At 30.7% G+C, this 19206-nt stretch carries 21 protein-coding genes; 5 read left to right on the forward strand and 16 right to left on the reverse strand.

The window, feature by feature from the left end; genetic code table 11:
* Positions 1–162 precede the first annotated feature (162 nt).
* The 10 genes from MUN68_RS14860 to MUN68_RS14905 all read right to left on the reverse strand — a co-directional run bounded on the left by MUN68_RS14860 (position 163) and on the right by MUN68_RS14905 (position 7481).
* Positions 163–1896, reverse strand: a complete 1734-nt coding sequence (locus MUN68_RS14860) for a DUF885 domain-containing protein (protein ID WP_249993464.1) — start codon at positions 1894–1896, stop codon at positions 163–165.
* A 4-nt stretch (positions 1897–1900) separates the two neighbouring features.
* A complete protein-coding gene (locus MUN68_RS14865) occupies positions 1901–2167 on the reverse strand; it encodes a DUF1272 domain-containing protein (protein ID WP_249993463.1) in 267 nt (88 codons plus the stop codon).
* A 4-nt stretch (positions 2168–2171) separates the two neighbouring features.
* Complete coding sequence (locus MUN68_RS14870; protein WP_249993461.1) at positions 2172–2750, reverse strand: PhnA domain-containing protein; 579 nt, start codon at positions 2748–2750, stop codon at positions 2172–2174.
* 31 nt (positions 2751–2781) lie between these two features.
* Entirely contained in the window at positions 2782–3144 is a 363-nt protein-coding gene (locus MUN68_RS14875; RefSeq protein WP_249993958.1) for an MmcQ/YjbR family DNA-binding protein, read from the reverse strand.
* 47 nt (positions 3145–3191) lie between these two features.
* Positions 3192–3593: a GNAT family N-acetyltransferase gene (locus MUN68_RS14880; protein ID WP_249993459.1), complete on the reverse strand. Its 402-nt coding sequence runs from the start codon at positions 3591–3593 to the stop codon at positions 3192–3194.
* Entirely contained in the window at positions 3590–4201 is a 612-nt protein-coding gene (locus MUN68_RS14885) for a DUF4230 domain-containing protein (protein WP_249993457.1), read from the reverse strand. The genes MUN68_RS14880 and MUN68_RS14885 overlap by 4 nt, the downstream gene beginning before the upstream one ends.
* 61 nt (positions 4202–4262) lie before the next feature.
* Entirely contained in the window at positions 4263–5012 is a 750-nt protein-coding gene (locus MUN68_RS14890; protein ID WP_249993456.1) for a cyclase family protein, read from the reverse strand.
* Positions 5009–6184: a radical SAM family heme chaperone HemW gene (gene hemW, locus MUN68_RS14895; protein WP_249993454.1), complete on the reverse strand. Its 1176-nt coding sequence runs from the start codon at positions 6182–6184 to the stop codon at positions 5009–5011. Before hemW ends, MUN68_RS14890 begins: the two co-directional genes overlap by 4 nt.
* 112 nt (positions 6185–6296) lie before the next feature.
* The gene (gene ruvC, locus MUN68_RS14900) at positions 6297–6851 is read right to left on the reverse strand and encodes a crossover junction endodeoxyribonuclease RuvC (protein ID WP_249993452.1); all 555 of its coding nucleotides are present in this window, start codon (positions 6849–6851) and stop codon (positions 6297–6299) included.
* A 3-nt stretch (positions 6852–6854) separates the two neighbouring features.
* Complete coding sequence (locus tag MUN68_RS14905; RefSeq protein WP_249993450.1) at positions 6855–7481, reverse strand: outer membrane beta-barrel protein; 627 nt, start codon at positions 7479–7481, stop codon at positions 6855–6857.
* 47 nt (positions 7482–7528) lie between these two features.
* On the opposite strand from MUN68_RS14905, the gene MUN68_RS14910 reads away from it, so the two are divergent.
* Genes MUN68_RS14910 through MUN68_RS14925 form a run of 4 tightly spaced genes read left to right on the forward strand, consistent with a single transcriptional unit; the run spans position 7529 to position 11290 of the window.
* Complete coding sequence (locus tag MUN68_RS14910) at positions 7529–8503, forward strand: lysylphosphatidylglycerol synthase domain-containing protein (protein WP_249993448.1); 975 nt, start codon at positions 7529–7531, stop codon at positions 8501–8503.
* Positions 8503–9627 (forward strand): glycosyltransferase, encoded by a 1125-nt coding sequence (locus MUN68_RS14915; protein WP_249993446.1) that lies wholly within the window; start codon positions 8503–8505, stop codon positions 9625–9627. The genes MUN68_RS14910 and MUN68_RS14915 overlap by 1 nt, the downstream gene beginning before the upstream one ends.
* A 53-nt stretch (positions 9628–9680) precedes the next feature.
* Positions 9681–10553, forward strand: a complete 873-nt coding sequence (locus tag MUN68_RS14920; RefSeq protein WP_249993444.1) for a hypothetical protein — start codon at positions 9681–9683, stop codon at positions 10551–10553.
* Positions 10553–11290: a Bax inhibitor-1/YccA family protein gene (locus tag MUN68_RS14925; RefSeq protein ID WP_249993442.1), complete on the forward strand. Its 738-nt coding sequence runs from the start codon at positions 10553–10555 to the stop codon at positions 11288–11290. The genes MUN68_RS14920 and MUN68_RS14925 overlap by 1 nt, the downstream gene beginning before the upstream one ends.
* On the opposite strand, the gene MUN68_RS14930 is transcribed toward MUN68_RS14925, so the two are convergent.
* Genes MUN68_RS14930 through MUN68_RS14945 form a run of 4 tightly spaced genes read right to left on the reverse strand, consistent with a single transcriptional unit; the run spans position 11277 to position 15584 of the window.
* Complete coding sequence (locus tag MUN68_RS14930; protein ID WP_249993440.1) at positions 11277–11753, reverse strand: hypothetical protein; 477 nt, start codon at positions 11751–11753, stop codon at positions 11277–11279. The genes MUN68_RS14925 and MUN68_RS14930 overlap by 14 nt on opposite strands.
* A gap of 51 nt (positions 11754–11804) precedes the next feature.
* Positions 11805–12941 (reverse strand): tetratricopeptide repeat protein, encoded by a 1137-nt coding sequence (locus tag MUN68_RS14935; protein WP_249993438.1) that lies wholly within the window; start codon positions 12939–12941, stop codon positions 11805–11807.
* A gap of 11 nt (positions 12942–12952) precedes the next feature.
* Complete coding sequence (locus MUN68_RS14940; RefSeq protein WP_249993436.1) at positions 12953–15220, reverse strand: M56 family metallopeptidase; 2268 nt, start codon at positions 15218–15220, stop codon at positions 12953–12955.
* A 1-nt stretch (position 15221) separates the two neighbouring features.
* Positions 15222–15584: a BlaI/MecI/CopY family transcriptional regulator gene (locus MUN68_RS14945; protein ID WP_249993434.1), complete on the reverse strand. Its 363-nt coding sequence runs from the start codon at positions 15582–15584 to the stop codon at positions 15222–15224.
* Positions 15585–15702: 118 nt separating this feature from the next.
* Here MUN68_RS14945 and MUN68_RS14950 point away from each other — a divergent pair, with 118 nt between their 5' ends.
* Positions 15703–16200, forward strand: a complete 498-nt coding sequence (locus tag MUN68_RS14950) for a DUF456 domain-containing protein (protein WP_249993432.1) — start codon at positions 15703–15705, stop codon at positions 16198–16200.
* Positions 16201–16450: 250 nt separating this feature from the next.
* On the opposite strand, the gene MUN68_RS14955 is transcribed toward MUN68_RS14950, so the two are convergent.
* Together MUN68_RS14955 and MUN68_RS14960 are read right to left on the reverse strand one after the other, a co-directional pair.
* Complete coding sequence (locus MUN68_RS14955; protein WP_249993429.1) at positions 16451–17119, reverse strand: response regulator; 669 nt, start codon at positions 17117–17119, stop codon at positions 16451–16453.
* A complete protein-coding gene (locus MUN68_RS14960) occupies positions 17119–19182 on the reverse strand; it encodes an ATP-binding protein (protein ID WP_249993428.1) in 2064 nt (687 codons plus the stop codon). The genes MUN68_RS14955 and MUN68_RS14960 overlap by 1 nt, the downstream gene beginning before the upstream one ends.
* Positions 19183–19206 lie beyond the last annotated feature (24 nt).

Genomic DNA, 19206 nt, shown 5'->3' on the forward strand with positions numbered 1-19206 from the left:
TCATTGTAAATTTTGGCGCTAAATCAATGATTTCTAACATCAATATCCAAAATTACAAACAACTTATGCTATATTTTCGACTAAATGTATAATTGGTAAGATTAGATTTATGAATGGGATTTTTTATCCGATAAAACACACGAATACAGTTCTTAAAAAGATTTAATCTGTAGTCGTTTTTTTGATATAATTGTTAATTCTATCCTCTAAAATTGAAAGAGTAACTGTTCCTTGATTTAAAACCACATCGTGAAACTCTCTAATATCAAACTTAGGACCTAATGTCATTTCTGCCTTTTTTCGAAGCTCTCTAATTTTAAGTTCACCAATTTTATAAGATAATGCTTGTCCTGGCCATGAAATATAACGATCAGTTTCAGTATTAATTTCATGAATTGATAATGCTGTGTTTGAAGCCATATAATCTACAACCTGTTTACGTGTCCATCCTTTAGCATGAATGCCTGTATCAACCACTAATCTGCAAGCTCTCCACATTTCATACGTAAGCTTACCAAACTGTTCATAAGGTGTCGTGTACATTCCCATTTCTTCTGCTAAAAACTCACAATATAAACCCCAACCTTCACCATAAGCAGACAGATACATGTTTTTTCTAAATCTAGGAATACTATCACCTAACTCATTATTTAAACTCCCTTGTAAATGATGTCCAGGAACAGCTTCATGAACTGTTAAAGAAGGCATTGTATATAAGGTTCTACTTGGTAAATTATAAGTATTTACCCAATAGTAGCCAGGATCTGTACTTTCTTTAGATGTGCCAATATAGCGACCTGTTGTATATTTTGGCGCAATAGCATCAGGAACAGGAGCAACTCCATAAGGTTTACGAGGTAATGTTTTAAAAAAACGAGGTAATTGTGCATCTGCACGTTTTGCCATATCACGAGCAATCATTAATAATTGTTCAGGCGTTTCAGCATAAAATTGTTTATCTGTTCTTAGAAAATGGAAAAAATCTTCAAAGCTACCTTTAAAATCTAAATCACTAATAATCGTTTCCATTTCAGCTTTTATACGAGCGACTTCTTTAAGTCCAATGTGATGAATATCATCCGCAGAATATTGTGTGCTTGTGGTATAATAATTAATTCTATTTTGATAATAAGCGTTTCCATTTGGTGTTTCTGAAACTCCTAGAGTTGTTCTTGTCTTCGGAAAATATTCTGTTTCAAAGAATGTTTTAATGCGACTAAATTGAGGTGTAACACTAGTTTCAATAGCTTTTTTTGCAGCAGTTAAAACAGAATCTTTCTGAATTTCAGTCAGTTCATTAGGAAGGTTTTTAAATGGCGAATAGTAAAAACTATCTTTAAAATTAGCGACGATATGTGTATCATAAGTCGATTCATAACCTTCAAAAATAACTCTTGGCTGAGACACACCTTTTTTTAAACCTTCACGTAAATGCACTAAGTTTTGATTCACAAACTCAGGAATTGCATTTAGTTTTTTTAGGTATTCTCGAACTTGCCAATAATTGGTTAATGGTCTAACTTCATACGTTAAATTCGTATGAAATCCTGAATCAGACAATAACGGATTCAAATACCCTTCAAACTCATAATAATCAATTTGATCCTGTAACACAAAATTTAAAAGTGTTAACGAAATTTGTTCCGTTTCAGTTAACGTTTTAGATTCAATTTTAGAAAGTTCATCCAACGTTGTTTGGGCAAATTCAGCTTCAGATTTGTAATAAGCTTTCGAATAATCACCTAAAGGATATTCATTTCTGTCATACCCTTTGTGATCTTGATAATTGTCAATTATAGCTTGTAATGCTTCCGAAGACGACTCTTTTTCTGAGGCTTCTTGAAATGAAAACAAACTAAAAAAAGCAATAATTATTAAAGGTTTAAAATTCGACATAAGTTTAGTTTTTATTTAAACGTTCTTGATGCTTTTTAAGGTCAACAGGTTTGTAGACAATAGTTGTCGAAACCGGATATTTTTCCAACAAATGTTCAGGACGAACAGGACGTTTTTCAAAATCTCCTCCACAATTTGGACAGACTTGCTCTAAAACCGAATCTACACAATCCTTACAAAATGTACATTCAAATGTACAAATCATAGCCTCCTTAGAATCGAAAGACAATGCTTTGTTACAGTTTTCACAGGTTGGTCTTACCTCAAGCATGGCATTATATTTTCTTCACGAAATCGGTTATAATAACGGTTAGTGTAGGACCAACTTTACCTTCAATATACTTTTCGTTTTCGTGGTCTAATCTAATGTTTCTAACTGCAGTTCCTTGCTTTGCAACCAAACTAGATCCTTTCACTTTTAAATCTTTAATAAGCACTACCGAATCTCCTACTTGTAGCACAACACCATTTACATCTCTATGAATTAGTTGCTCTGGATCTGCTTCACCTTCTCCTGTCGCTTTAGCAAACTCTAAAACCTCGTCTTCCATATACATCATATCTAACAAATCTTGAGGCCAACCTTCACTTCTCAATCTAGATAACATCCTCCAAGCAGTAACTTGAACAGCTTGATGTTCGCTCCACATACTATCATTTAAGCATCTCCAATGGTTTGCATCTGTTGTTTCTGGATCTTCAATCTGACTCGTACAGGTTTTACATGCTAATATTGACCTATTCAAACTCACTTCTTTTACAGGTGCAAGTGTATAAACTGCTAAATGCTCATTATTACCACATAATTCACATTTACTTTCTGCTCTCTTATTTAATTCTCTTTCTAAACTCATTGTTATATTTTATAATTCAAAAGTACAGTTATTATTTTAAGGTTTCTCTCATTTTTTTAGTCATGCCTTTAACAACCATATCGTAGGAATGATCAATTAGTTCACAAATAAATTTCGGTTGTAATTCGCTAGTATGAATGTACACACTATTCCATTGTAGTTTATGCATGTGATAGCCTGGTTTTACACTTTCATATTCTGCTCTTAGTTCTTGAGCATATTCTGGGTCACATTTTAAGTTGATAAATCCTTTACCATTTTCCCAACGTTTTAATGAGGCTAATGCAAACATTTTTCCTAAGACTTTAAATACCAACGTATCTTGGTCAAAAGGAAAATGTTCTGTTACTGCTTTTTTTTTCATGCAGTAGTTTCTGTAGTCTTCAATATTCATTCTTCTTATTATTATGGATTCTGCATCAAATGTGGAATGATAAAAATTCATTTCAAAATGCGTTCCATTACTTTTTCTGGATGTCGCAATTCACTATATCCAAATTGGCTATATAGTTTATGTGCATCTGATGTTTTTAACATCCAAACTTTACACGATTGCAACAATGGTTCTTCATTTACCGCTTTCATTAACTGTTTGGAATATCCTTTTCCTCTATGCTCTGGAAGAATAAACACATCCATTAAGTAGGCAAAAACCACATAATCTGTGGCAATACGTGCAAATCCAATTTGCATATTTTCTAAAAAGACTCCAAAACATAAACAATGGTCAATTGATGTTTTAACTTCATCTATTGTTCGACCTTTTGCCCAATAGGTTTCAGTCAAAAACTCATGAATTAAATTAACATCTAAACGCGATTTATCTTTTGAGATTTCAATCACTCTTGAAGGTTTTTAGGTGTTTTATCTTCTATCTTTAAAGCTGAATAATCCAGTTTCCAACCAATGGTCTCAACAATGGTTTCAATAAGTAACACCGAATCTAACGCTTCTTTTTTAGCAATTTCGTACAAACCACTTTCTGGAACTTTATTCATGATATGAAGCTTAGCCTCATTGTGTAATTCGGTTAAATCTGAAGCTTCAAATTTATTAAACATGCCATCAGACTTATCGTAATAATTTAAATCGGTTTCAATAGATAATACTTCAGGCTGTGGAAAATGAAAAAGCTTAACTGTTTTAGTTTTTATATCAGACTCTAACTGAATCTTAGACAAATCAAAACCTACATGTGCTTTTGCATTGATGACTACTAATGCTTTTTTACGACTAGTTACTAGTTTCAAAAAACGTTCTTTTACGTCTTCGTAATGATAAATCTCAGCAAAATCGCCTTCAACAGTAATAAATTTACAAACTTTCTTAATCTTATCTAGCAAGATCACAGATTGGGAATTGGTTCGTTTTTTTAAACTGAATTGTTTAATCAAAGTAACAATACCTAAGGTTACTAAGATGCTTATTATAATTATAAAAAATGTTTCCATATGTAATTTTTCTGTCATAATAGACTTCTCGACTGCGCTCGAAGTGACAGAGTTATTTGATTTATTCTAATACTTTAAATAAAATAGGCTTACTTGGTGTGGCATCATTTTCAAATGGAGCGATTTGCAAATTCAATAGATACTCACCATCATCTACATTATTTGGAACGTATATAAACTCGGTTATCGTACAATCCTTCCGAAGCTTTCCATTATAATTCCAAAAGGCTTTATGTGCTTTGAGTTCGCCTTCATCTTCTTCTTTATCAACACTTGGCAAATCAATTAACAAATGTTTGATGCCTTTACTCACCAAATACTGAACGGCATCTTCATGTAAATATGTCCAATTGGTTTTAGAATATTGCTTAGACAATTTATCTTTCATGTTTGGCATTGTTCTTATTACAATCGCATCACGTTTTTTATTACCTAAAGCAAACTGCAATTGTGTTTTAGAAATTACTGTGTCTTCACCTTCTTGTTCAGGAGCAACAGTAACAACTTCTGCTAAAAAGAAAAACTGTTTTAAGTTTTTGTTTACCGAATGAAATTCTTTTGTAATATGACCTACACATTCGGTATGTGTACCATGTGCATGCGGATTAAACTGAATGTTATTAAAATTGACAAATGCACCTTCAGAAACTTTCCCTATCCAACCATCTAATTCAACGGGTTCTATTTTTGGCTCATCAATATACCATGCGTTCACATTAGATTTTGAAGCTCTCATTGGAATTGAAATATCCAACGGTTTTGATAAATCTATTTGTAATTTTCTAGAATTGTATTGTATTGTTGTAATCAAGATTCATTAAGTTTAAACAGTTCTGAAGCAATTCCATCACAGAGAAATTGTCCCTTTTTCGTAACTTTCAAATGTCCATCATCAATATACAATAAATGTTGGTGTATAAAAATTTTGGATTGTTCAATTAAGTAATCCTTAAAAACTATGCCAAAGTCATTTTCTACTTTATGAAATGAAATTCCCCAAATCGTACGCAAACCTGTCATTACATATTCGTTGTATTGATCTATAATGGTTAAAGTCTCTGTTTCTATTGGAAGTATTTTACTTTGAATAGCCTTAATGTATTTTGAATTATTACGCACATTCCAACCACGTTCTTTTCCGTTAAACGAATGCGCTGAAGGCCCAATGCCTATATAAGATTTCCCTTGCCAATAGGCTGAATTATTTTTACTGAAGTAACCGTCTTTTCCGAAGTTAGACAATTCATAATGCACAAAACCTGAAGCTTCCAAAATATCTTTTAACATATGAAATTGCTCATGTGCTTGATTATCATCTACATTCTCAATGAGTCCTTTTTTTATAAAACTAGCCAATGCCGTTTTTGGCTCAACAGTAAGTGCATAACTTGAAATATGCGGAATGTTATAGGACAATGCCGTTTCTATATTTTGTTTCCAATGGTCATTACTCAAACCTGGAATTCCATAAATTAAATCAACTGAAATATTATCGAAGTATTGTGTCGCTTCTTCTAAACAACTTTTTGCTTCTTCAGCATTATGAGCACGATTCATGAGCTTTAAATCCGACTCGAAAAAAGATTGGATTCCTATTGATAAGCGGTTGATTCCAATGCTTCTATAGTCTTCAAAAACAGTTCTCGACTGCGCTCGAACAGACAAATTCTGATTTGATTGCGCTTTTATTAAATCATCAGGATTGGCTTCGAGTGTAATTTCAGGATTTGAAACCACGTCATAAGCACTATATACCGCATCGATTAAGAACTGAAGCTCTTTAATTGTTAATACACTTGGTGTTCCACCACCAAAATAAATAGTTTGAACTGTCGTGTTTTTAAATTCTTCTTTTCTAAATTGAATTTCATTAGCCAAAGCAACAACCATTTCATCTCGTTTCTTCAAACTTGTTGAAAAATGAAAATCACAATAGTGACACGCTTGTTTGCAAAATGGTATGTGAATGTAAATGCCTGACATTAATTTTAATATTTGCTAAAAAATAAATCTTTCAAATTCATAAAAATAAATTCCGCATCAAGTGCGGAATAACAAACCAACGGTTAAACGAATAAACAGTTAAACAATTTTTCTACTTTTTCACACGATCTTCATTCTGCTTTACAAAACTTGCCCAACCAGAATAACTTTTACCAACTTCAATACGACCTTCATTATAAAAATGACAAACTGCTGCAGCCAAACCATCCATAGAATCTAAATTTTTAGGCAAGGTTTTTAAACCTAACATACTTTGAAGCATTTTGGCCACTTGCTCTTTGCTGGCATTTCCGTTTCCTGTAATTGCCATTTTAATTTTTTTAGGCGCATACTCTGTAATTGGAACTTCGCGAGATAAACCAGCTGCCATTGCAACACCTTGTGCTCTTCCTAATTTTAACATACTTTGAACGTTCTTACCAAAGAAAGGTGCTTCAATTGCAATTTCATCAGGATGATGTGTGTCAATCAATTCAATAGTGCGTTCAAAAATGAGTTTTAGCTTGAGGTAATGATCACTATATTTTTTCAAATCTAGTTCATTAAGTTGCAGGAATGTCATTTTCTTTCCTTCCACTTTTATGAGTCCGAAACCCATAATTGTTGTACCTGGATCAATACCTAATATGATTTTTTCTTTAGCCATTAATTAGCAATATTGACATCCACTTAATGAGAATGTGATTCCGAAGGTAATGGTCATCAAATTGCCATTAAATGAACCAAAGCCTTCTGTTATTGGATCAAAATCACTTCCTAATCCAAGAATATACGACACATCAGTATATAAAGACATGCGTTTACTCATGGCGTAATGAATTTCAAGACCAGCCATTACATTTAAAAATGACGTCTTATTATTTGCAAAATCACCTAAAGGCTTTACAATACTATAACCTGGTCCTGCATGAGTTACTAAACCAATTCGTTCTGGCAAAAACGTAATTGTAGGATCATAGACAAACTGCACATTTATTCTAGTGTAATTTATTTTAAATTCTGGTGATTCGCCATCACTTGAAAATCTATTAAACCCAAAATCGAGTTTTGCTCCAAATTGTGGTTTAAACATGCGTTGGAATCCTGCATTAATTGTCGGAAAATTCATTGCCTTTGATTCAAATCCTTCAACAAAACCTGATTGAGATGGACTATTTAAACCTAAAGCAATTTGAGCTTTCCATTTGTTGGAATCTCTTTGAGCATATGAAAACATTGTAATCAATAAGGTTACAGCTACTATTTTATGCTTTTGAATTTTAAAAATCGAAGTCATGTTATTATAATGGTTTATTTTTACTTGAGAAACTTACATTAAGTGCTATGCATTTAGGAAGCCTTCCTTACAAAACTAAACAATTCTTTCTTTTACTTATTAAATTAAGTATTGTTGTTGGTGCATTTTATTTTATTTACAAAAAACTCATTGAACACGAAGAACTAGATTTTCATGTTTTTCTTCAATTTTTGAAAGAAAACAACATTTTTTCAACCAAAACCACACTTTTCTTACTATTTCTAACCCTTTTTAATTGGTTTTTAGAAATCTTAAAATGGAAAATCCTAGTTACAACAATAGAAAAAATAAGTTTTAAAAATGCACTTGAACAAAGTTTAGGATCCTTAACAGCTTCATTATTTACACCAAATCGAATCGGTGAATATGGTGCCAAAGCTATTTACTATCCGTCAGGAAAAAGAAAAAAAATTGTGTTACTTAACTTTTTAGGCAATATGATGCAAATGAGTACTACTATTATATTTGGCAGTATTGGTTTATATCTTTTAAATTCTAAATATGAACTAGATATTAATTATTTAAAAGTCTCTCGGTTTTTAGTCGTAATAATTGTTATTGCACTCTTTACTGCTTTTGGACTTAAACAAAATAACTTTAAAATTAAAGGAGTTTCTATAGAACGTTTGATAGCGTTTTTTAAAAGCATTTCTGCTAAAACAAAAATCTTAGGTCTCGTTTTATCTATTGTTAGGTATCTTGTATTTTCCTTTCAATTTTATTATTTACTAACTATTTTTGGAGTGAATGTGAGTTATTATAATGCTATGATTGTGATTACTTCAATGTATGTTTTAGCTTCGGTAATTCCTTCCGTTTTTATTTTTGATGTGGTTATAAAAAGTAGCGTCGCAGTATATTTATTTACTATTGTTGGCGTAAACGATTTTACGACACTTTGTATAATAACTTTAATGTGGCTACTTAATTTTGTTTTGCCTAGTTTGTTTGGAAGTTACTACGTACTAAATTTTAATTTATCAAAAGACACTAACCTGTAATGTTAATCATCACTATCGTTATCATCATTTTATATCTGCTTCTAATTGGCTGCTTTACTATTGGATTTGATAAAGTAAAATCAATGCCTCTAGAGGATATAAAACCTAAAATTGACTTTAGTATTGTTATTCCGTTTAGGAATGAAGCTGAAAATTTACCAGATTTATTAAATTCTATTTTAGAATTGAAATACGTAAAACACAAATTTGAAATTTTATTTATTGATGACGATTCTGAAGATGAATCGGTAAAACTCATCAGAAGCAAACTTAGCAACACTAAGATCGATTTCACGATACTTACAAATGATGGTAAATCAAATTCTCCAAAAAAGGATGCCATTACAAAAGCCATTTCTAAATCTAAATTTGAATGGATTATTACTACAGATGCCGATTGTAAATTACCCAAATATTGGTTAGATGCTTTTGATTGTTGTATTCAAAAAAATGACACAAAATTTATTATCGCTCCAGTCACTTATGATCAAGTGACTTCATTCTTAAAACGTTTTCAGTTGCTTGATTTTTTAAGCCTTCAAGGCATTGGTATTGGTGGTTTTGGAATACATAAACCCATTTTATGTAATGGAGCAAACCTAGCATATACAAAAACACTTTTTTTAGAATTGGATGGTTTTAATGGCAATTCTCACATTTCGAGTGGTGATGACATCTTCTTATTGCAGAAAATAATAGGAAAAAATTCAAAGCAAATTCATTATTTAAAAAGTGAAAGTGCTATAGTGCAAACTGCACCTCAACCCAACTTTAAAAGTTTAGTTTCACAACGCGTAAGATGGGCTGCAAAAACGTCAAGTTATAATAGTCTTTTTGGAAAACTTACAGGACTGATTGCTTTTTTAATGAATGGCTTTTTGGTGTGTTCTCCACTATTAGTTCTTGCCAATTTCATATCATTAAAAACTCTGCTATATACATTTATAATTAAGTTTAGTATTGATTTTCTATTGCTATTCAAAACAAGTCGGTTTTTTAATCAGGAATCGCACTTGACCTCTTTCTTTTTCTCTAGTTTCATATACCCATTCTTTTCAGTTTACATCGTTTTCCTATCGGTTTTTAAAGGTTATAAATGGAAAGATCGAGCATATTCCAAATAGTGCTTTGTCATTTATTTTTGTTAGTTTTACAGGAATAACAATACCATGTCCTGATGAAAAAAATAATCTGTATTTTAAGCTTTATTCTTAGTGTCTCATTTCTTCAAGCACAAGAGAGTTATACAATAAATGGTGAAACTTTAGAATTAAAAACTGAAGTTGATGGTAAATTAGATTTACTTTGGAATATCATAGATAGTAAATATCGCTATTTCGTAAGAACAGAAGACAATACCATAACTGAGCTCACTAACACTAAAACAGACCGTAAATTCCAAGAAGAATATAAGACCTTACTTAATGACTTGACAGGAAACTCCATGTCTACAAAACGTCTTAATCTCACATTGTTTAGTTTAAAAGAATTTATAGACAACTATAATATTTCTGTAGATAGCAACTATGAATCTAATGTGAGTAGAAGTAAATTTCAATTTAGACTTGGTGTTTTTGGAGGTATGACTAATAGTCCGTTTGTGACCAATCCGAATAATGAAAAAACGCCCTTATTTGGTGCAGAGCTTGAAATTTTAGAGACGGAACGTATTTCTAGACATGCTATTTTTATGCAACTAAAACATGTGACTGAACAAGATGACATTAAATATTCAACTACAGAATTATCATTAGGCTATCGTTTTAGAGTTATTAATAAAGAAGCGTTTAGTTTATATGGAAATATGAAATTTGCAACACTTAATTTTTCAAATGCCACAATTGTAACAGATAAAGGTGGTACCATTACTACTGAAAAATCAAACGAAACAGCTTTTGATGTGCCTTTTATTTTTGGAGTTGGAGCAGATATTAATGTTAGTAAAAATAGTTTCATCACCTTAGCTTATAATGAACTCTTTGCATTGCTTTTAGATAATCAAGGTAATTTTTCAACAGACTTTTCTATAGGATACAAGTTTAAATTATAATGCGCTTATCTAATTACAAAACCAACAATCCAGTATTTTCAGAATACTTTTGGGAAGACCAGAATGATTCAAATAAGAAAATGACTGTATCTGGTATTTTGATTAAATCAATAGTATGTATTATCGTTATAGCTGCTATCACCTCTTATATCTGGAAACTTAATGAAGAAGGTATGTCTGTAAAATGGCTTACCATTGGTGGCATGTTGGCTTCAGTAATTATAAGTGTAATCATTTCAGTTAGACATCATTGGGCTCCTTTTTTAGTACCTCTTTATACTATTGCTAAAGGTGTTTTTCTTGGTGGATTTTCAGCTTTTGCTCATAAAAACTTTCCTGAATTACCATACCAAGCAATTGGTGTTACTATTGTGACATTATTTGTGATGCTCCTATTATATCAAACAAGAATTATTGTAGTTACAAAAAAACTAAGAAGTGTCATTATTACATCTGCTGTAAGTATAATGGTTGTATATATAATCTCATTGATACTAAGTTTTTTTGGTATCAAGTCTTACATTTGGGGAACTTCTTGGTTTGCTATTGTCTTTAATTGTATTGCTGCAATGGTTGCTTCTTTTGCGCTTCTTTTAGACTTTGATTACATTGAGCGTTATAAAAACAAGGCGCCTAAGTATAAAGAATGGTTTGCAACTTGGGGACTTTTAGCAACACTCATTTGGCTCTATGTAGAGATCTTAAGATTAATGCAAAAATTAGCTATTCGATTTTAATAATAACAGGCAAACTAAATTGAGTAGTCACTTGTTGGCTACGCTTTATTGCAGGAAATATTTTAGGTAATGAATCTAAACTTTGACGTAATAAACTATCTAATTGTGGAATTTGCTGCTTTGTCAATGTACTACTCTCAATAGAATTAATTGAAAACTCACCTTTATTATCAATTGTAATTTTTAGTTGAACCGTATCTTCAATAGATTCTAAAACAACAATGTGATATTGCGACAAATTGGTATTTAAAATATCTCTTAGCGTATTTTCAAAACACTGTTTTTTATTAGCCTTTCCTATGGTCGAATCACAAGACGAAAACGTTGGATATTCATCGACATCATTCCATGTAAATAGTTCCATTTCATTTTCTAATAATTCTTCAGAATACACTTTTTTCTTCTCGAAAAATTCACAAGACATTACATTGATAAGTAATAAGAAAATGAATATGCGTTTCATGTGTGTATAACTGAACGCGAAAAGTACAATTTTTTTAGATATTATATGTATTTACTCCTTTACCTTAAGAAATTTTTCTTGTTCTAATTCTGCTAAACGAAGCTTAACAAAGCTCAAAAATGTTGCTTTAGGGTAACTATCAATAAAATCTTGATAGGCTTTAATTTTTGAATCAATATCAGCATAGTAATGATCTTTAGTCGTCACAATAAAAAATGCAGAAGAGATGTTTTCTGGATTTTCTTTTAAAGACACTTTGAAGGCTTCGATGGCTTCTTTATAACGTTGTTGTCTGTTGAGTACAATTCCAAGTTTTTGGTATTCATGATCCAAAGGAACATCCTTAAGTTTTATAGCTCTTAACATGTACTTTTCTGCATTATCAAAATCATTAAGTCGCTCATAATAAGTGCCTATAACAAAAAGGGAATTAGAATCATATGGATTATAATTTAATACTAATTTACGCTGTGCAATCGCTTGTTCATATTCTGAAAACTCAGCATAAAGGATGCTTAATTTTTCATGTATAAATTCTGAAGACTCACCTAAGTCAATCAGTTTTTGAAACCAAACTTTAGCATCCTTATAATAATCTTGATAATAATAGTTCTGTGCTTTTAAACTGATCAATTCAACATTGTTTTCATAAGTCTCTAAGCCTTTATCTATATAACGATGTGAAATTTCATGCTTGCGCTTTATTAAAAAATACTTCGCTATTTTGAAGATGGCTTTTTGGTGAGTGTCATTTAAATCATAAGCAGTTCTAAATCGATTTATAGCTGTAGAATCATTTATTTTTTCTAAAGCCAAACCCATTTCGTAATGGTAATTTGGGTTGCGATAATCAATATTCATCAATTCATTAAAGACTTCAATAGACGCTTCGAATTGTTTTGTTTTTGATAAGAGTTTTGCATATTCATATTTGGTTAAAGCATCATCAGGATAAGATTCAATATTTAGTTTATAAAAATGAAGCGCTTGGTCGTAATTACCTAAAGCTACATACGATTTTGCTATTTTATCATAAACCTCATCTTGATTAGTATACGATTGATATGCTGATATGGCCTTGCTATAATTTCCATTAAGATATAAACTATCTGCAACAGTTAAAACCGAAGATTGCGCTTCGGTTTTAAACATGATAATTACAAGTAATAGAGTTAGTACTATTCTCATTAATGTGTTTTTTAATGTACTTGAAAAACTATAGGTAAGCTATAAGGAACAATAATCAATTTACCATCATGCCTTCCAGGAATAAACTGTGGTAATCGTTTCATTACGCGTTTAGCTTCTTCTTCTAATTTTGGGTGTGGTGCTCTCGCTCTAACATCAGTTACATTACCTTCTTTGTCAATTTTAAAAACAACAGAAACACGTTGTAAGCCTTTTATATTTAATTGTTTCGCTAAGTCTGTATTAAAATTTTTATTAACAAAAGAGGATACTTTATCACTTGTACACGATTTGCGTTCCTTTTCTGAACTTAAGTCTTGACATGAAGAAAAAACAGGCGTTTGATCGACAATAGCATAAGGAATTTCGGTTAGTACTAAATCTTCACCTTTTGTTTCTTGTTCTATAATTTCTTCAACCACTTCTTCATCAGATAAGTTAGAATCTCCATTAACTTGAAATAAAATTGGCAAACTATAAGGTACAGTAACGTCTATCCCTTTTTGTTTTCCAGGTTTAAACTGAGGTAATAAATTTATAACACGTCTGGCCTCAACTTCTAATTTTGGATGAGGTGCTCTAGCTTTTACATCAATAACTTCTCCTTGAGTATCAATTTTAAAAATCACTGAAATGCGTTGTTTTCCAATTAAACCTAACTCCTTAGCTAAATCAACATTGAAATTTTCACTAACATGAATCGCAATGTTTTTACTCATACAAGCTTTACGCTCTTCATTAGTGGTAAGATCTTGACATGTCACCATTATTGGCACTTGATCTACAACAGCAAAAGGCACTTCAATAGATTCTTCAATTTCTTCAACTTTAATTTCTTCAGTAATGTTAGAATTACTTTTATAATCATCAATAACTAATTTAGAACCTCCAACAATCGAAGACACAACTAACTTATTGAAATATACATCTCTTTCCATCATGTCTAATTTATGTTTCATTTTCTGCTTTTCATCCTCTGTCATGTTTCCTAAATCATTCACTAGCAATCGTAATACACCATTTCTACTATTATTTTCCCAGATATCCTTTGCTTCATCTGTTTGTTTCCAGGCTACATATTTATCATAGGTTCGATTAAATTTAGAATTTAATGATTCATAGGACTCAATATCTTCTTGAGTAAGGTTATTATTCTCAACCTTGCTTTCCTTTGAGGTATTATAGATATATTGAAAATAAGTAACCTTTTTATAATAATTTGTTTTAGTCTCAATATAATTACCAAGATCCTTCATGAAAAAATCGTTTATCTCCATAAATGACTTACCATTCTTTTTCATCTCAACAATTTGGTTATAATATTTCTGTCTAAGCTCCTTATCGCTTAATTCAGAATCTTCAATTTGCATAGTTTCATCAATAACTTCTAACTTTTCTTGAGCATAAGAAGATGTGTATATAAGCATTGTACATACTAATGGAAGTAGCAAAGCATATTTTAAAATATGAATCTGTTTTGATTTTGTTTTACTTAACATAAGGATTCGTTTTTTGATTAATGAGTGTTTGAAAAATGGATTTACAAATGAAAACTGTTGTGTTTCAAAAACTTGAGCTAACAAATTGTTATAGTATTCAGATTTACTTTGATGCTTCACAGCTTTTGCATCTGCTATATATTCATGTAAGGTTGCAATTCGATTTTGATACATATATACCAACGGATTGAACCAAAATACAACTCTCAATACTTCGAAAAATAGTAAGTCTAAAGTGTGTTTTTGCTTGACATGAACTATTTCGTGTTCTAGAATCGAAGATCGATCTTTTGGATTTATATGTTCACCCAAAAACACATAATGAAAAAATGAAAATGCAGCAGTGCTGTTAATCAATTTAATGATTAACAGATTATTACTCCAACGTTTAGGATGCTTTGAAACTAATATTACCAACTTAATAATTTTGAAAGCTAGTATTAGTAAAGCTATAGACATTCCGCTAAAAAGTAGGATATACCAAAAAGAAACTGGTTCTGACTGAACTGTAATTCCTGCAAGGTTAGCAACATCTGGAGGAATAGCATTCGTTTCAGTTATCTTTCCAATAATAACTTCTGGCAACCGAATTACAAATTTTTCAGGTATGATTGTTTTTATGCTTTCTATTTTAATAAATGGAATTATAATCGATAATATCGCTGTTGCTAAAAGGTAAACTCGATTCCAATTGAAGAAGGTTTCCTTCCGAAGAAACACATCGTAAATAATTAAAAACCCAAGTTGAAATGCAGCGACTTGTAATATATAGTGTAGCATATTATGAGTTGTTTTTATTAATTTCTTTTAAAATAGACTCCATATCTTTAAGATCAACATCGTTTTTCTTTACAAAAAAAGACACCATACTTTTGAAAGAGCCTTGAAAATAATTATCAACCAATGTGTTTATTGACTGATTGCTATACTCGTGTTTTTGAACAATTGGAAAATACAAATGGCCTTTTCCTTGCTTTTCGTAATCAACAAATCCTTTGGTTTCAAGAATTCTAACTATCGTTGAAACCGTATTATATGCTGGTTTTGGTTCAGGAAGTTCTGCAATTATATCTTTCACATTAGTTTTTTGGAGTTGCCAAAGGATGTGCATAATTTCCTCTTCTGCTTTTGTTAGTTGCTTCATATTTAAAAGATTGAATACACAAATATAACTAAAAAGTTAGTTTAAACTAACTTTTTAGTTTGAAATGTAACAAATTAGTTAGTATTGCGTCTAATTAATTGAATTTTAATACTATTAAATGGATATATTTTTAACCATACTTGCTGCCATATTTGTTGTTTTAGGAATTATTGGCAGTTTTTTACCAGTCTTACCTGGCCCTTTAACTGGTTGGATTGGATTGCTTATTTTTCATCTTACTGATGTTGTTCCAATGAATTGGACATTTTTAATGATCACACTTTTGATAGCCATTACCATATGGGTACTAGATTATATTATTCCCGCTATGGGAACTAAACGTTTTGGTGGTAGTCGAGCTGGTATGATAGGAACATCTTTGGGATTAATTGTTGGATTATTATCACCTATTCCTGGTGGTATAATCATTGGTCCTTTTGTTGGTGCTTTAGTAGGTGAACTACTTAATAAAAGTGATTTTGATAAAGCACTTAAAGCTGCATTTGGTTCTTTCTTGGGCTTTTTAGCATCAACCTTTATTAAATTTATTGTCGCTCTAGTTTTTTTAGGACTCTTTATTGTGAAGATTGCTGAATACCAAGATGTACTCTTTTAATCAAAAATTTAAAAAAAAGAAAACCTAACAACTAATGAGAATTGTTAGGCTTTTTTTGTTATTGCTATTAATTCAACAAATTACTTAGAGGGATTAATTAATTCTGTTGACATTACAAATATAACTTTAGCTAATAACTTTTTGTTACGGAAAAACCGTAAACTTGATGTGGAAAAACCGTAGTTTTCAGTATTTATAGGGTATTGAAGGTGTTTTTTTAAGACAAAAAACCGCAAATAAAATTGTTTTACTACAAAAACCCTTTTTTTCTTGCTTCCATAATTAAGGATTCGTCTTTTCCATCTGAAATAGAAAACAACAATTTGAGCTGTTTTTTTCGTTTTTCAATCGCACTCATTGATAGATTAATATGCTCTGGAAGACTTCTAGTTTTCATGCCTTGTGCCAACAGATGTAGAATTTTTCTATTAACTTCATCTACATATATTTCATTAATTATCGATTTGTTTAAAAAGTTGGATACTGTACTACTATAATAAGGTGGATCAACTAGTATGTGATGAAATGCCTCAGCCAGTTCACTAGAAGTTAGATCGCTTTTAATTAAAAATCCATCTGGATTAATTTCTTTAACAATACTATGAATACGATAGGATTCATTAAACATGGTTAGGATTATAATTTTAGCATTAGGCAAAATATTCTTAGCAATTTTAGCCAAGTCTTCACCAGAAGTAATTTTTCCATCGGAAGAAGGCGGTAAACTTATGTCAAAAAAACAAACATCATATGGTCGTTCATCGGCTGCTCTTTCCATTAGCAAATTTGCAGCATCACAAGTATTAGCCGTATCGATAACTAATGTTTGATCATCTCTTTTTGTAGCCATTAAAGTGTTTTGGTATCCTTCGATAATGATAGGATGATCGTCAACCATTAAAATATGAATGTGCTGCATTATGAGTTGGTTTTATATGGAATTTCTATAGTTATGGTTGTGCCTTTATTTATTTCAGAAATAAAATCTACTGTGCCTTCTAATTCAATGACTCTAGCGTTTATGTTTTTGATACCAATTCCTTTTTTACTTTTATTGACATCAAATCCTTGACCATCATCAGAAATTGATAATAAAATTACATTATTTTTTAATTGAAAGCTAATTTTTACAGCGTCAGCTTTTGCATGTTTATAGATGTTTTGAAGTGATTCCTGAATAATTCTATAAATATTAATTTTATTTTTATTTGAAACGATCTCCCAACTCACATCATCAGTAAAATCAAATTGATGTTTGAGTTGATATGCATTGGTTTGCTTTTCTATCATCTCAGAAACAATATCCATAAATCCAGATCCAGAAACAAAATCGGTATTAAGATCATGAGAAATTTTACGAATATCATTCTCTATAGTCATGAGTTCTTTAATATAGGTTGCTCTATTTTGAATGGCTTCTTTACCTTCGGAAAAATTCAAACTATCTAAGCTCAATCGGGTTCCAAATAAGCGTCCTAAAATACCATCGTGCATTTCTTGTGAGATTCGTTTTTTCTCATTAGCTCTTGCTTCATCAACTTTGTCTTGTTGAGACAACATGAGATTATAAATTTCCTCATTGGCTTTTTGCTGATCTTTTTCAAACTGAAGCTCCTTGTTTTTTGTACGTTGTGAAATGATAATATATAATAAAAACAAGGTGATTAACAATACAGTTGAGACAATAATTAACCACATTCTCTGAATTGAAATACGTGCATTTTCCTCTTCTATCTTGTCGGTTTCAAATTCTATTCGCGCAAATTTGTTGCGCACGTTACGTTCAATGTTTAGTAAACTATCGCTTAATTTTATATGTTCGTTTAGATAAGCTTTACCGTTTTCACCTTCCTTTAATTTAGAAAGGACTTTCAATACTTCTAACAAAATTTCATTTGATGATATATCTTTAGAAATTTTATAGGCAGTAGTAGCGTATTTTAATGACGAATCATATTCTTTTTGATGCAAGTAAAATTTAGAAAAATCAATACTTACAGCCAATTTGGTTACGTCATCTTGTAAACTGTCGCTAATTCGGTAAGCTTCTTGAAAAAGGTTTGCTATCGTATTATAATCTGAATGCTCAGCAACAAATTTTGTATAAGCAATATTGTCAATGACTAAAGGATAGAATGTAGGATCATATTCATCATATCTATCTTTAATCTCTACAAGGCCATAATATAATTCTAAAGCTTCATCATACTTTTTTTGTTTATGTAAAACAAATGCTTTATTATTCAATGTAAAAACTTCATTGTAAAAGCCATTACTCATTTTTTTACTATTGATTTTAGCTTTTTCATGATATTCTAAAGATTGTTCTAATTGCCCTAACTTAAGAGATATTTCTCCAAGCAGAGTATTTAGCACCCAAAGTTTATCTAAGTTTTCATCGTTTTGCGGTAGATTAATTAAAATTTTGGTAGCTCTAATAGCATTTTTTTCACTACCTATATAATCCTTTTCATTCTTTTGAATATTTGCCATATTCAAAAGAGCATTTACTTGATTGCTTTTTTCTTTAAGTTTATCATAAATTTTAACGGCGTCCAAATAATAACCATAAGCGCTATCATTTTTAAAATTATAGTCATAATAAAATCCTAAGTTATTATATGCAACAGCCAATGCAACAGAATCATGATTTTTTTTAGCTAGTCCTAAGTTTTCAAAATTTATTTGTTTAAACGGTTCTAATTGGTCATTATTAAGATAAACAAATGACAGAACGCGATTGCTCATAAGTAAAGTAGAGTCTATGTCTAATTGTTGTGATAATACTCGAGCACGTTTAGCAAATTTTAATTGATCTAAATATTCTATTTTATTATTTCTAGCATATTCTCTATAAATAAATATACTATCTAATAGTGCTTCATTTTTATTTTGAGCCCTCAATGAAGTAACAGAAAAAAAGAAAATTATTGAACAAAATATTATTCGAACCACAAAATCAAAAATTGATATTAGACTCAAATTTATGATATTTTATTCAATACA

The organism is Psychroserpens ponticola, assembly GCF_023556315.2.
GTDB classification, from domain to species: domain Bacteria; phylum Bacteroidota; class Bacteroidia; order Flavobacteriales; family Flavobacteriaceae; genus Psychroserpens; species Psychroserpens ponticola.

Bases quoted from the DNA above. Each gene is read 5' to 3' on its own strand.
- MUN68_RS14860 (WP_249993464.1), bottom strand. From the start codon at position 1,896: ATGTCGAATTTTAAACCTTTAATAATTATTGCTTTTTTTAGTTTGTTT.
- MUN68_RS14930 (WP_249993440.1), bottom strand. From the start codon at position 11,753: ATGAAACGCATATTCATTTTCTTATTACTTATCAATGTAATGTCTTGT.
- MUN68_RS14870 (WP_249993461.1), bottom strand. From the start codon at position 2,750: ATGAGTTTAGAAAGAGAATTAAATAAGAGAGCAGAAAGTAAATGTGAA.
- MUN68_RS14910 (WP_249993448.1), top strand. From the start codon at position 7,529: ATGCATTTAGGAAGCCTTCCTTACAAAACTAAACAATTCTTTCTTTTA.
- MUN68_RS14865 (WP_249993463.1), bottom strand. From the start codon at position 2,167: ATGCTTGAGGTAAGACCAACCTGTGAAAACTGTAACAAAGCATTGTCT.
- MUN68_RS14950 (WP_249993432.1), top strand. From the start codon at position 15,703: ATGGATATATTTTTAACCATACTTGCTGCCATATTTGTTGTTTTAGGA.
- MUN68_RS14920 (WP_249993444.1), top strand. From the start codon at position 9,681: ATGAAAAAAATAATCTGTATTTTAAGCTTTATTCTTAGTGTCTCATTT.
- MUN68_RS14915 (WP_249993446.1), top strand. From the start codon at position 8,503: ATGTTAATCATCACTATCGTTATCATCATTTTATATCTGCTTCTAATT.
- MUN68_RS14875 (WP_249993958.1), bottom strand. From the start codon at position 3,144: ATGAATATTGAAGACTACAGAAACTACTGCATGAAAAAAAAAGCAGTA.
- MUN68_RS14935 (WP_249993438.1), bottom strand. From the start codon at position 12,941: ATGAGAATAGTACTAACTCTATTACTTGTAATTATCATGTTTAAAACC.
- MUN68_RS14885 (WP_249993457.1), bottom strand. From the start codon at position 4,201: ATGGAAACATTTTTTATAATTATAATAAGCATCTTAGTAACCTTAGGT.
- hemW (WP_249993454.1), bottom strand. From the start codon at position 6,184: ATGTCAGGCATTTACATTCACATACCATTTTGCAAACAAGCGTGTCAC.
- MUN68_RS14940 (WP_249993436.1), bottom strand. From the start codon at position 15,220: ATGCTACACTATATATTACAAGTCGCTGCATTTCAACTTGGGTTTTTA.
- MUN68_RS14955 (WP_249993429.1), bottom strand. From the start codon at position 17,119: ATGCAGCACATTCATATTTTAATGGTTGACGATCATCCTATCATTATC.
- MUN68_RS14945 (WP_249993434.1), bottom strand. From the start codon at position 15,584: ATGAAGCAACTAACAAAAGCAGAAGAGGAAATTATGCACATCCTTTGG.
- ruvC (WP_249993452.1), bottom strand. From the start codon at position 6,851: ATGGCTAAAGAAAAAATCATATTAGGTATTGATCCAGGTACAACAATT.
- MUN68_RS14925 (WP_249993442.1), top strand. From the start codon at position 10,553: ATGCGCTTATCTAATTACAAAACCAACAATCCAGTATTTTCAGAATAC.
- MUN68_RS14905 (WP_249993450.1), bottom strand. From the start codon at position 7,481: ATGACTTCGATTTTTAAAATTCAAAAGCATAAAATAGTAGCTGTAACC.